Origin of the sequence: Cellulosimicrobium sp. XJ-DQ-B-000 (assembly GCF_031119065.1) — a bacterium.
GTDB lineage: Bacteria > Actinomycetota > Actinomycetes > Actinomycetales > Cellulomonadaceae > Cellulosimicrobium > Cellulosimicrobium funkei.
In genome coordinates this window covers 57,344-69,603 of record NZ_JAVHYN010000004.1, presented here as the reverse complement: position 1 = coordinate 69,603, position 12,260 = coordinate 57,344, and the positions used below count along the sequence as shown (strand labels likewise).

General features: G+C 75.2%; 13 protein-coding genes and 1 riboswitch. Of the genes, 3 read left to right on the top strand and 10 right to left on the bottom strand.

Annotation, left to right across the window (positions count from 1 at the left end):
- Positions 1–49: 49 nt before the first annotated feature.
- From metE to RDI86_RS08100, 6 genes are all read right to left on the bottom strand, one after another.
- On the bottom strand, positions 50–2,533 hold the full coding sequence (gene metE, locus RDI86_RS08125; RefSeq protein WP_308821121.1) for a 5-methyltetrahydropteroyltriglutamate--homocysteine S-methyltransferase: 2,484 nt from the start codon (positions 2,531–2,533) through the stop codon (positions 50–52).
- A 32-nt stretch (positions 2,534–2,565) separates the two neighbouring features.
- A complete protein-coding gene (locus RDI86_RS08120; protein WP_308821120.1) occupies positions 2,566–3,627 on the bottom strand; it encodes a methylenetetrahydrofolate reductase in 1,062 nt (353 codons plus the stop codon).
- 5 nt (positions 3,628–3,632) lie between these two features.
- Positions 3,633–3,735, bottom strand: a riboswitch (SAM riboswitch).
- A 211-nt stretch (positions 3,736–3,946) separates the two neighbouring features.
- The gene (locus tag RDI86_RS08115) at positions 3,947–5,470 is read right to left on the bottom strand and encodes a cation acetate symporter (RefSeq protein WP_308821119.1); all 1,524 of its coding nucleotides are present in this window, start codon (positions 5,468–5,470) and stop codon (positions 3,947–3,949) included.
- On the bottom strand, positions 5,467–5,922 hold the full coding sequence (locus RDI86_RS08110; protein WP_308821118.1) for a heavy metal transporter: 456 nt from the start codon (positions 5,920–5,922) through the stop codon (positions 5,467–5,469). Before RDI86_RS08110 ends, RDI86_RS08115 begins: the two co-directional genes overlap by 4 nt.
- Positions 5,919–6,728 (bottom strand): LytTR family DNA-binding domain-containing protein, encoded by an 810-nt coding sequence (locus RDI86_RS08105; RefSeq protein ID WP_076404598.1) that lies wholly within the window; start codon positions 6,726–6,728, stop codon positions 5,919–5,921. Before RDI86_RS08105 ends, RDI86_RS08110 begins: the two co-directional genes overlap by 4 nt.
- A gap of 59 nt (positions 6,729–6,787) precedes the next feature.
- Complete coding sequence (locus RDI86_RS08100) at positions 6,788–7,960, bottom strand: sensor histidine kinase (RefSeq protein WP_034653820.1); 1,173 nt, start codon at positions 7,958–7,960, stop codon at positions 6,788–6,790.
- Positions 7,961–8,045: 85 nt separating this feature from the next.
- On the opposite strand from RDI86_RS08100, the gene RDI86_RS08095 reads away from it, so the two are divergent.
- Positions 8,046–9,011, top strand: coding sequence for an iron-siderophore ABC transporter substrate-binding protein (locus tag RDI86_RS08095; RefSeq protein ID WP_308821117.1), 966 nt, complete (start codon positions 8,046–8,048; stop codon positions 9,009–9,011).
- Complete coding sequence (locus RDI86_RS08090; RefSeq protein WP_308821116.1) at positions 8,998–9,924, top strand: siderophore-interacting protein; 927 nt, start codon at positions 8,998–9,000, stop codon at positions 9,922–9,924. Before RDI86_RS08095 ends, RDI86_RS08090 begins: the two co-directional genes overlap by 14 nt.
- On the opposite strand, the gene RDI86_RS08085 is transcribed toward RDI86_RS08090, so the two are convergent.
- Positions 9,902–10,522, bottom strand: a complete 621-nt coding sequence (locus RDI86_RS08085; protein WP_308821115.1) for a hypothetical protein — start codon at positions 10,520–10,522, stop codon at positions 9,902–9,904. The two genes, RDI86_RS08090 and RDI86_RS08085, sit on opposite strands and share 23 nt — an antisense overlap.
- Positions 10,523–10,612: 90 nt before the next feature.
- Here RDI86_RS08085 and RDI86_RS08080 point away from each other — a divergent pair, with 90 nt between their 5' ends.
- Entirely contained in the window at positions 10,613–11,083 is a 471-nt protein-coding gene (locus RDI86_RS08080; protein ID WP_308821114.1) for an META domain-containing protein, read from the top strand.
- Between the two features lie 22 nt (positions 11,084–11,105).
- Here RDI86_RS08080 and RDI86_RS08075 read toward each other — a convergent pair whose 3' ends face one another.
- From RDI86_RS08075 to RDI86_RS08065, 3 genes are all read right to left on the bottom strand, one after another.
- On the bottom strand, positions 11,106–11,384 hold the full coding sequence (locus RDI86_RS08075) for a type II toxin-antitoxin system RelE/ParE family toxin (protein WP_034653831.1): 279 nt from the start codon (positions 11,382–11,384) through the stop codon (positions 11,106–11,108).
- Positions 11,381–11,638: a type II toxin-antitoxin system Phd/YefM family antitoxin gene (locus RDI86_RS08070; protein WP_198163206.1), complete on the bottom strand. Its 258-nt coding sequence runs from the start codon at positions 11,636–11,638 to the stop codon at positions 11,381–11,383. The genes RDI86_RS08075 and RDI86_RS08070 overlap by 4 nt, the downstream gene beginning before the upstream one ends.
- A gap of 100 nt (positions 11,639–11,738) precedes the next feature.
- Positions 11,739–12,257 (bottom strand): hypothetical protein, encoded by a 519-nt coding sequence (locus tag RDI86_RS08065; protein ID WP_308821112.1) that lies wholly within the window; start codon positions 12,255–12,257, stop codon positions 11,739–11,741.
- Positions 12,258–12,260: the final 3 nt, after the last annotated feature.

Below are 12,260 nucleotides of genomic sequence, written 5' to 3'. Positions count from 1 at the left end.
ACACGGAGGCCGGGTCCCGACGGGACCCGGCCTCCGGCGTGTCCGGGGGTCAGCCGAGCGTGGCCCGGACGGCCTTCGCCGCGGTGACGAGGTGCTCGAGCGACGGCACGGTCTCCTCGTAGCGGCGGGTCTTCAGGCCGCAGTCCGGGTTGACCCAGACGACGCGCGGGTCGATCGACTTCACCGCGAGCTCCAGCAGCTCGGTGACCTCCTCCGTCGAGGGCACGCGCGGGCTGTGGATGTCGTAGACGCCCGGCCCGATGCCGCGCGAGTACCCGGCGTCGCGCAGCTCCGGCACGATCTCCATCCGCGAGCGCGCCGCCTCGACCGACGTCACGTCGGCGTCGAGGCCGTCGATCGCGCCGATGACCTCGCCGAACTCCGAGTAGCACAGGTGCGTGTGGATCTGCGTCGCCGCCTCCACGCCCGACGTCGCGAGCCGGAACGACCCGACGGACCAGTCGAGGTACGCCGGCTGGTCCGCGCGGCGCAGCGGCAGGAGCTCGCGCAGCGCGGGCTCGTCGACCTGGACGATCCCGATGCCGGCGGCCTCGAGGTCCGCGATCTCGTCGCGCAGCGCGAGGCCCACCTGGTTCGCGGTGTCGCCGAGAGGCTGGTCGTCGCGCACGAACGACCACGCGAGGATCGTCACGGGCCCGGTGAGCATGCCCTTGACGGGCTTCTCGGTGAGCGACGCCGTGTACGCGGACCACTCGACGGTGATCGGCGCGGGCCGCGTGACGTCGCCCCACAGGATCGGCGGGCGCACGCAGCGGGACCCGTACGACTGGACCCAGCCGTTCGCCGTGACGGCGAACCCGTCGAGGTGCTCCGCGAAGTACTGCACCATGTCGTTGCGCTCCGGCTCGCCGTGCACGAGCACGTCGAGGCCCAGCTCCTCCTGGAGCGCGACGACGCGCGCGATCTCCTCGCGCATCGCGGTCGTGTAGTCCGCGTCCGCGAGCTCGCCCTTCGTCCACAGCGCGCGGGCGCGGCGGATCTCGGGCGTCTGCGGGAACGACCCGATCGTCGTCGTGGGCAGCAGCGGCAGGTGCAGACGCTCCTGCTGCGCCGCCGCGCGCTCGGCGTAGTCGCCGCGCGCGAAGTCCGCGTCGGTCAGCGCGGCCGCGCGCTCGCGCACCGCGGGCACGACGACGCCGCTCGCCGCCGCGCGCGACGCCACCGCCGCGCGGGACGCCTCGATCTCCGCCGCGACGGCGTCGCGACCCTCGGTCAGCGCGCGGGCGAGCGTCGCGACCTCGCCGACCTTCTGGTCCGCGAACGCGAGCCAGTCGCGCAGGCGCGGGTCGAGCGTGGTGCCCGACGCCGTGCCGGGCTCGGCGAACGTCTCGTCCTCGACGTCGTGCGGCACGTGCAGCAGCGACGTCGACGTGCCGACGGCGACCGCGCCCGCACCGAGGCTGCGCGCGGCGGTCAGCGTGTCGAGCTTTGCCGAGAGGTCGGCGCGCCACACGTTGTGCCCGTCGATCGCGCCGACGACGAGCGTCTTCGTCAGGAGGTCGTCGTAGGGCGAGTCCGGAAGGTCCGCACGGACGGCGTCGATCGCGATCGCTTCGACGTCCGTGCCCGCGAGGGCCGCCAGGAAGTCGAAGGTCGCGCCGTCGCCGTCCGGCGACGTCTCCAGCCCGCCGAACGGCGTGGCGACGAGGATCGCGGGCCGCGCGTCCTGCGCCGAACCAGGGGTTGCCGCCGGGTTTGCGGACGAGGCCGCCGAAGACCCCGGGCTCGGCACCGGGCGGAGGTCGGTCGCGAGGGCGCGGTACGCGGACCCCACGGCGGCGGCGAGCTCGGTGAACGGCACGTCGACCGAGTCGGTGACGAGGATCGGCTCGTCGAGCTGGACCCACGGCGCCCCCGCCGCGGCGAGCGCGCGCAGCAGGTCGGCGTAGGCGGCGACGACGTCGTCGAGGCGGTCGAGCGGCGAGTACCCGGCGGGCGCGTCGTCCGCGGCCTTGGACAGCGCGAGGAACGTCACCGGCCCGACGACGACGGGCCGCGTCACGACGCCGGCTTCCTTCGCCTCGACGAACTCGCGCACGACGCGGTCGTCGACGAAGCGGATCGGGGTGTCCGGGCCGATCTCGGGGACCAGGTAGTGGTAGTTCGTGTCGAACCACTTGGTCATCTCGAGCGGGGCGTCGTCCCCCTGGCCGCGCGCCACGGTGAAGTAGCCCGCGAGGTCGAGGCGACCGGCGTCGTCGGTCAGCGACGCGAACCGCGACGGGACCGCCCCGAGGGAGGCGGCGACGTCGAGCACCTGGTCGTAGAAGGAGAACGAGCCGGGGACGGACGCGTCGTCGTCGCCGAGGCCGAGGTCGACGAGCCGGCGGACGGTCGCGAGGCGCAGCTCGCGGGCCGTGGCCTCGAGCTCCTCGGCCGAGGTCTTGCCGGCCCAGAACGCCTCGACGGCCTTCTTCAGCTCGCGGCGGCGGCCGATGCGCGGGTAGCCGAGCACGGTGCCGGCGGGGAAACCGACCGGGTTCTGGGTAGGGGAGGGTACGGAAGTGGCCATGATCGAAACCTCTTGCTGGTCCGGAGGACCGGTCAGACGGGCGCGCCGTGCGTGGCGGCGCTCGTCGTGGGCAGGGAGGTGCCGGTGACCCACGGCCCGCTGGCCAGGTCCGGGACGAGCGGGGCGGCGGCAGCGCTGGTGCTGCCTCCCGTCCCGGCCGACCCGCCGCCGAGGTGGACACCCTCGAGCAGGTCAAGAGCGGCGCGGTGCTTGTTGAACGTGTACACGTGCAGACCGGGCGTGCCCGCGTCGAGGACGCGCTGCGCGAGGTCGACCGAGTACGCGATCCCGTAGGCGTGCTGCGCCTCCGGGTCGGGCAGGGCGTCCAGCGCGTCCAGCAGGTGCTGGGGGGCGCGCACGCCCGTGAGCTCCTCGACGCGACGGAGCCGCGCGGGCTCCGTCGTGGGCAGCAGCCCGGCGAGGATGGGGATCGTCACGCCGGCCGCACGGGCCTCGGCGACGAAGTCGGTGTACGACGACGCGTCGTAGAAGAGCTGCGTGATCGCGAAGCTCGCGCCGGCCTGCTGCTTCTGCCAGAGGCGTCGCACCTCCTGGGTGCGCGTCGTGCCGGCGGCGGGGTTGCCGTCGCAGAACGTCGCGACGGCGATCGTCAGCGGCCGGGCCGCGCCGCGCAGCGCGACGGCCGGGTCGGACGCGCAGCGCGACGCCTCGACCTCGCGCAGCAGGGCGACGAGCTCGGTCGACGACCGGACGCCGTCCGGCGCGGGCTGCCAGTCCGGCTGGTCGCGCGGCGGGTCGCCCCGCAGGGCGAGGAAGCTCCGCACGCCCTCGTCGAGGAAGTCGGTGATGACCGACTCGACGTCCTCGCGCGACGCCCCGACGCACGTGAGGTGCGCGATCGGCAGCACGGGCGTGCCCTGGAGCAGGCGTCCGACGACCTGGCGCGCGGTCGCGCGGTCGGTGCCCGCGGCGCCGTACGTCACGGACACGAAGTCGGGGTGCGTCGCGACGAGACGGCGTGCCGTCTCCCAGAACTTCGGGGCCGCGTCCGGTCGGCGCGGGGGCATGAGCTCGAACGACACCGTCGGCCGAGGACGGCCCGGACGGTGCGCGAAGGATGCCTCTGAGGTCATGCGTCACTCCATCGACCCTGGCGTTAGCACCTTTGTCCTCGGGAGGCTTCCGTCGGCGGGTTGCTGCGGTGTCGTCGAGCCAGGACTCTCGACCGCTCTGGATGGTTGGCACGATCCTACGACCCATCCGACATGCGGTCGAGAGCGCCCGCCAGGTGAGATGCGGAGGGATCGGCCGGAGGCGTACCGGCGCCTCGCGCTACGGATCTCGGGCTCTCTACGCTACGAATTTCAGGTTTCCTACGCTACAGATTTCAGGTGCTCGAGCGAGGTCCCAGACACCGACCATGGCGACGGGTCGTCGTCGGCCTTGCAGGTCTCAGGCCCTCCGGCGCTCGGGCACGTGCAGGCGGCGGAGGAACCGGTCGGTGCGCAGCGGCGGCCCGCGCCGGTCGAGGAGCGACACGACGACGACGGTCGCCGTCGCGAGCGGGATGGTCCAGGCGGCGGGCTGGGCGAGCAGGGCGCGCACGACGCCGGGGACGCCGTCGGCCGTGCCGCCGGACGGGCTCCCGTACCCCGCGGCGACGAGCGCGGACGACGCGAGCAGCGCCGTCGCGCACAGGACGGCGCCCACGACCATGCCCGCCACCGCGCCGCGCGCGGTGAGGCCGCGCCACCACACGCCGAGCAGGATCACGGGGGAGAGGGCCGACGCGGCGAAGACGAACACCGTCCCGACGCTCGTCACGAGGCCCTGCGGGATGGTGACGAGCGCGAACGCGAGCGGGATGAGCGTGCACGCGACCGCCGACCAGCGGAAGGACCGCACGGTGCCGCCGAACAGGTCCTGGCTCACGACGCCCGCCAGCGCCACCACGAGCCCCGACGACGTCCCGAGGAACGCGGCGAACGCCCCGGCGACGACGAGCGCGGCGAGGAGCTCGCCGCCGAGCCCGGGCACGAGGCGGGTCGGCAGCGTGAGGACGACCGTGTCCGCGACCCCGGGCGCCGCGAGGTCGGGCGCGACGACCCGCGCCACGAGCCCGAGCGTGCTCGACACCATGTAGAACACGCTGATCATGACGAGCACGACGACGGTCGTGCGGCGGGCCGAGCCGCCGTCGGGTGAGGTGTAGAAGCGCACGAGGACGTGCGGCAGGCCGGTCGTGCCGAGCAGGAGGGCGAGCAGGAGCGAGACGGTCGCGTACGCGTCGAGGCCACCCGGCCCGGCCTCGGGGGGGAACACGGCGCCGGGGTCGAACGTGACGACGGCGCCACCGGGCTCGAACGCCCCGCCGAGCGCCATGAGCACGAAGACGAGCGGCACCGCGAGGGCGGTGAGCTTGACCCAGAACTGGAACGCCTGGACGAACGTGATGGAGCGCATCCCGCCCGCGGCGACCACCGCGCTCACCACGACCGCGATCCCTACCGAGCCGACCCACGGCGGCACCGCGGCCACGCTCGTGATGACGAGCGCCGCCCCGTGGAGCTGCGGCACCACGTAGAGCCACCCGATGACGAGCACGAGCACGCTCGTCACGCGGCGCGCGACCACGGAGTCGAGCCGGGCGTGCACGAAGTCGGGGATCGTGTACGCGCCGCTGCGCCGCAGGGGGCCTGCGACGAACAGCAGGACGAGCAGGTAGCCCGCCGCGTACCCCACGGGGAACCAGAACGCCTCCGCGCCGGACAGCAGCACGAGGCCGGAGAGCCCGAGGAACGTGCCCGCAGACAGGTACTCGCCGCTGATCGCCGACGCGTTCCAGACCGGCCGCACGGTGCGCGACGCGACGAAGAAGTCGCTCGTGGTGCGCGAGATCCGCAGGCCGTAGAACCCGATGAGGCCGGTGGCGAGCAGGAGCAGCGCGATCGCGACGAGGGGCAGCGCGCTGGTCACGGCGCACCGCCGTCGTCGGGGCCGGGCTCGTCGGGCCCGCCCGCGCCCTCGGCGAGCGCGCGGTACCGGCGCTCGTTGCGCGCCGCCGCGACCGCGAAGACGACCGCGAACGCGACGATCACCGGGTAGAAGCCGTACGCGTGCACGAGCCACGGCAGCGGCACGCCGAGCAGCACGACGTCGTCCAGCGCGGGCACGCCGCTCATCGTCACCGTGAGCAGCGTGACGACCGCGAGGAACGACGCCACGCACGCCAGCCCGAGCCGGAGCTGGGCCCGCACGAGCCCCCGCGTGTAGGCGGTCGCGGCGTCGTCCGGCTCGCCGGTCCGTGCCGTGCCCGACGGCGCCCCGCCCTCCGGGCCGGCACCCTCGCCGCGGCCGGCGCGCGCCGCGGGGAGGTCGGTGGACCGGACGCGCACGCGCGCGTCACGACGCGGGTCGGTGCCCGTCACGGCGCGCCCCGGTGCGGCCCGAGGAGCGCCTCGCGCACGGCGGGCACCATGCGGCGGCTCACCGGGACCTCGTGCCCGGCGACGACGAGCGCGGGCTGCGCCCCGCCGAACCGCGCCGCGGTCACGGCCGCGCGGTCCACGAGGTACGACCGGTGCACGCGCAGGAACCCCGCGGGCGCCCACCGCTCCTCGAGGTCGGAGAGCGGCTCGCGCACGAGGAACTGCTCGGTGTCCGTCACGAGCCGGGAGTAGTCGCCCTGCGCCTGCACCCACCGCACCGCGCTGCGCCGGACGAGCCGCGTCGTCGTGCCGACCGTCACGACGAGCGTCTCCTCGGCCGGGGCCGCACCGCCCGCCGGGTCGCCGGCAACCGGCGGTGGAGCGGCGGCGCTCGCGGACGGTGCCGCCGCGTCGGTCGCGGGGGTGCGCCCCGCCGCGGTGCGCTCCGCGACCCGTTCGACGACGCGGTCGACCGCGCGCGTGAGCCGCTCGCGCCGCACGGGCTTGAGCACGTAGTCGACGGCCTCGACGTCGAACGCCTCCAGGGCGCGCGCCTCGTCGGCGGTGACGAACACGACCGCCGGGCGGTCGGCGAACCGCGAGAGCGCGCGGGCGAGGTCGAGGCCGGTCAGCCCCGGCATGTGGATGTCGAGGAACGCCGCGTCCACCGTGCGCGACGAGAGCTCGCGCAGCGCCTCGGAGCCGCTCGCGACCCCGCGCACGGTGCGCACGCGCGGGTCGCGGCGGAGCAGGGCCACGAGCTCGTCGAGCACAGGCCGCTCGTCGTCGGCGACGAGCACGTCCAGCCCGACGGCGTCGCCCGCCCCGCCGGGGAGACCGCCGGCCGGAGCCGGGTCCGGGGTGGTCACGGCACGCTCACCTCCGTCTCGTGCAGCGGCTGCGACCGCGGGACGCGCAGCCGCACGAGCGTGCCCGAGCCGGGCGCGGTCTCGATGTCGAGCGCGTGGTCGTCGCCGTAGAGCTGGCGCACGCGGGTGTCGACGTTGCGCAGGCCCACGTGCGTCGTGTCGCGCGACGTGAGGAGCTCGCGCACGACGGCCGGGTCCATGCCGACGCCGTCGTCCTCGACCGTGATCTCCGTCTGGGTGCCCTCGTCGCGCGCGGTGATGACGATCGTCCCGCCGTGCTCGCGCGGCTCCAGGCCGTGGCGCACCGCGTTCTCGACGAGGGGCTGGACGGAGAGGAACGGGATGACGGCCGTCAGCGACTCCGGCGCGATCTGCAGGGTGACGGCGAGGCGCTCGCCGAACCGGGCGCGCTCGAGCTCGACGTAGGAGTGGATCGAGCGCAGCTCGTCGGCGAGGGTCGTGAAGTCGCCGCGCCCGCGGAACGAGTAGCGCGTGAAGTCGGCGAAGTCGAGCACGAGGTCGCGCGCCCGCTCGGGGTCGGTGCTGATGAACGACGCGATGGCGCCGAGCGCGTTGTAGACGAAGTGCGGGCTGATCTGGGCGCGCAGCGCGCGCAGCTCGGCCTGCGCGAGCGCCGTGCGCGACGCCTCCAGCTCGGCGAGCTCGAGCTGCGCCGCGCACCACTGCGCCACCTCGCCCGTCGCGCGCACCAGCGGCGGCCGCACGGTGTCGGCGAACGCGACGACGACGCCGGCGACGCGCCCGCCCGCGACGACGGGCGCCCCGACGGCGTCCTCGACGTCGCCGCTCTCGACGTGGCGCCGTCCCGTGGCGAGGACGCGCTCGGCGACGCGCCGCGCGTCGGGCTCGAGCGTCGAGCTCCCGTCGAGCGCGACCGCGCCGTCCGCCGTGACGACGGCGAGCGCGTCGGCGCCGAGGAGCTGGCGCAGGGAGCGGGCCGCGCGGCCGACGTCGTCGCCGTCGAGCCCGTCGCGCAGGTGCGTCGCGGCGCGCGATGCGAGGTGGAGGGTGCGGAACGTCGCCCGGTCGGAGTCGCTCCCGAGCTCGCGCGACCCGCGCGCGAGCCGCCAGGCGAGCACGAGCCCGAGGGTGAGCAGGACGCCCACGACGAGACCGGCGGCGGCGCCGGCGAACACGGGCCCGGACATGCAGTGATCGTATCCAGCGCGGCGTCACCCGCCCCGGTGGGCAGGTAAGGTTAGGCGACCCTATCCCACGACGGAGGAACCTCCTGTGCCGATCTCCCGGACCACGTCGAGCCCGCGCGTGCGCCGCAGCGTCACCACCACCGCCCTCGTGCTCGCCGCGACCCTCCTCGCGGCGTGCTCGTCCGACCCCGAGCCCGCGGCGACCGGCGCGCCGGCGCCGGACGACACCGCGGCGGGGTACGCCGTCGAGCACGCGCGGGGGACCACCGAGCTCGACGCGGCGCCGCAGCGCGTCGTGACGCTCGAGCCCGTCGAGACGGACACCGCCGTCGCGCTCGGCGTCGTCCCCGTGGGCGCCGCCGTGCTGAGCGTCGAGGCGGGCGTGCCCGCGTACCTCGGCGAGGAGGCGCAGGCGATCGAGGTCGTCGGGACCGTCCCCGAGCCGAACCTCGAGGCCATCGCGGCGCTCGAGCCGGACCTCATCCTCGGCACGGAGTCGCGCCACTCCGACCTGTACGACCAGCTCGCGAGCGTCGCGCCGACCGTCTTCATGGAGACCCAGACCGACCCGTGGCAGGAGAACGTGCTGCTCGTCGGCCGCGCGCTCGGCCGGGAGGCGGACGCCCAGGCCCTGCTCGACGCCTACGACGCGCGGTGCGCCCAGCTCCAGGAGGACTACGGCGTCTCCGGCACGGCGCAGCTCCTGCGCCCGCGCGACGGCATCGTGTCCGCGTACGGGCCGCGGTCGTTCGCGGGCAGCACGCTCGAGTGCGTCGGGTTCACGACGCCGGAGCAGGAGTGGGGCGAGGACATCTCCGTGGACCTGTCCCCGGAGCGCGTGACCGAGGCCGCCGCCGACCTCGTGCTCGTCTCGGCCGCCGACCCCGACGACGCGTCCGCGGTCCCCGCGGAGATCCCGCTCAACGCCGTGTCGTTCCCCGACGTGCGCGTCGTGGACCAGTCCTCCTGGATCAGCGGCGTCGGGCCGCTCGGCGGGCAGGCCGTGCTCGACGACGTCGAGCGCTTCCTGCAGGACCGTGCCGGCTCCTGACGCGGCGGCCGGGCCCCCGGCGAGCGCCGGGAGCCCGGCCGGGTGCCGGTTCCACCGGTCGCCCAACGTGCTCTTCCCGACGACGGTCGCCCGCGTGCACGACGTCGGCCCGCGCCTCGTGCGTGTGACGCTCGCCGGTCCGGACCTGGTCGGGTGCGCCGACGTCGGGCTCGACCAGCGCGTGAAGATCCTGCTCCCGGGGCCGGGCGCGGACCGCCTCGCGCGCCGGGCGCGCCTCGCGGACGAGAGCACGTGGCGCCGCGAGTGGTCCGCGCTCGACGACGACGTGCGCCCCGTCATGCGCTCGTACACGCCCGTGGCCGTGCGTCCGGAGGTCGCCGAGGTCGACCTCGACCTGTACCTGCACGAGCCCGCGGGCCCGGCGAGCGCCTGGGCGCGGCGGGCGGCGGTCGGGGACCGCGTCCTGCTGTCCGCGCCGCACGCGCGGTTCGGCGTGACCGACCACGGCACGCAGTGGGACCCGGGGCCCGCCGTCGGGCATGTGCTCCTCGTCGCGGACGAGACGTCCGCGCCCGCGGTGCGCGGGATCCTCGCGAGCCTCGGCCCCGACGTCCGGGCGCACGTGCTCGTCGAGGCCGACGACCCGGCGGACGCCCCGCTCGGTGACGTGCCCGCGACCGTGCACGTCGAGCGCGTGCCCCGCGCGCGACGCCGGGGCGCCGAGCGGGCGGTGCTGGGCGCCGTCCGCGACTGGGTCGCGGAGCACGGCCGGTCCGCGGCCTCTGCGGGTGACGGCTTCTACGCGTGGTGCGCGACGGAGAGCGCCACGGTCGCGCGCGTCCGGGCCGAGCTCGTGGCGGCGGGCGTGGCGCGGTCGCGCGTGCACGCCCAGGGCTACTGGCACGACCGCGCCCGGCCGGACGCGACGGTCAGACGAGGAACGCGACCATGACGACGAACGCGACCAGGAAGAACAGCAGCACGCCGACCCCGACGAGCAGGCCCAGCGCGACCGGGTGCGCCTGACGCCACGGCACGAGCCGGGGGTCCATCGCCCGCAGCTGCACGGGAGTGACCGACTGGTGGACCGGGTTGAGGGGGACGCCGCGGTGCGCGAGGTCGAGCGCGACGGCCGAGAGCTGGTCGCGGTCCCACATCTGCCCGACGAGCAGGGCGAGGCGCTTCGTCGGCCCCACGACGATGAGGTGGTGCGTCGGCGTCATGCCCCCGAACCCCATGCTGTCGACCGTGACGACGCGCTCGATCTCGGCCACCGTGAACCGCCGCGGTCGGCCCCAGCCCTGGACCGTCACCGACCCGTCGCCGAACGTGACGCGGGAGCGGTCGGTGAAGCGGCGCGCGAGCACGTACGTCAGCGGGATCATCGCGAGCACGACGCACGCGTACCCGAGCGCGAGGGCGAGGTTGCGCGTGCTGATCCCCAGGGAGACCGCCGTGAGCCCGAGGATCGGCACGAGGACCGCGGCGAACGTGAGGTTGGCGCGCACCACGCGGCGCTTGGCGTCGTCGTGCAAGGTCAGCTCCGTCACGGGCGGCATCGTCCCACGGCACCGCGTCCTCGCGCGGGGCGGCCCGCCCGGGCGGTGCAAGGTTCGCCCACCGGGCGACACGATCGAGACATGACCCGACGACGTCCCCCACGCAGGACGACGGCCCTCCCGGTGCTCGCCGTGGCGCTCCTCGCGTCGTGCGCCGGGCCGGGCGCCGACGCGCCCCTCCGCCCGGGGGAGACGGCCGGGCCGGCGCCGACGACGGCCGCACCCTTGCCCGACGGCACGGCGCCCGCCACCGCGGGCGACCTGGTCGGCCGCTGGCAGCCCGGCACCGACTATGCGACCGACCCGCACGTCGTCCTCGCGGAGGACGGCTCGTGGACCGGGACCGACGGGTGCAACGTCGCGGACGGCACCTGGCGAGTCGGCGCCGAGGGGCGCCTGGTCGTCACCTCGGGCGGGCACACCGAGATCGGCTGCGAGGGCGAGCCGGTGCCGGATCTCCTGGCCCGCTCCTCCCGCGCCGGGCTCGACGGTGCCGTGCTCGTGCTGGTCGACCACGACGGCGTCGAGCTCGCGCGGCTGGAACGGGGCTGACTCTCGTACCGCCCGTCCTGGGCTACCGGTAGGCGTCGGCCCGGTAGGCCATCCGCATCACGGTGACCAGACGCTGGTCGTCGTCGATGCGGACCAGGACGCGGAACCCGATCCCGACGTACCCGGCGCGCTGGCCGGCGAGCTCGGCCCCGAGCGCCTTCGTCACCCGGTAGGGGTTCGACGCAAGTGGTTCGTCGCAGAAGCGGATCACGGCGTCGGCCAGGCGTGGTGGGAGCTGGTAGAGCATGCGCGCGGCCGGTGGGCTCAGGCGCACCTCCCACCCACCGTCGACGTCGGTCACCGTCGCGAGGCCAGCTGCTCGCGCACCTCAGCGAGGCTCAGGGTGCGGCCCTGCGCCACCGCCTCCTCGGCCTCGGCCATCTCGGCCGCGTGGTCAGGGTCGGACAGCCATGCCAGCGTCTCCATGAGCGTCGCCAGGTCTTCCGGCGCGATCAGCACCGCCGCTGCCTTCCCGTGACGGGTGATCGTCACCGGTTGGTGGGTGCTCTCCACCTCGTCGACCAGGGCGGACAGGTTGGTCTTCGCTTCGCTCATGGGATATGTCTGCACCCCATGATTCTAGTCTCTATTCAGACTCGAATTCTAGTCTGAAGATGAGGCGCCTTCTCGGTGTCCATCTGGTCGGTACGGGTGCTCAGGAACCGCGGAACAGGCGCTTGCGCGACCGCGGGTGGCCGGGGGAGCCGGCCGGCAGGTCGTAGGCGCTCGTCCACACCGGGACGTCGTGGGGCGGGAGAGCCCCGGCGCGGACCGCGGCCTCGTGCAGGTGCCGCGCGACGGCGCCGAAGCTCTCGCGGCAGGAGAGCTGGCCCTCGACGAGGGAGAGCATGACGACGGTGCGGTGCGCGGCGGCGTCGGGCTGGACCGTCGCGACGGCCCGCCCGTGGGAGAAGAACGCCGCCGCACGCGGGGTGACGAGGCGGAGCACGTCGAGGTCGTCGAGGAAGAACGCACGGGCCGCGCCCCCGACCTCCCACAACGACGCGCCCTCGCGGTGCGCGACGTCGGACGCCCGGCGCTTCCAGCGCAGCGCGCCGAACGCGGCGGCGACCCACCTGGCCGCCGTCTCGGGGTCGGTCCCGAGCACGAGGGTGCACGCGGAGAAGGTCCCCCGCGGCGGGTCGGACGTGATGCGGACGGGAGGGCGGGCCACGCC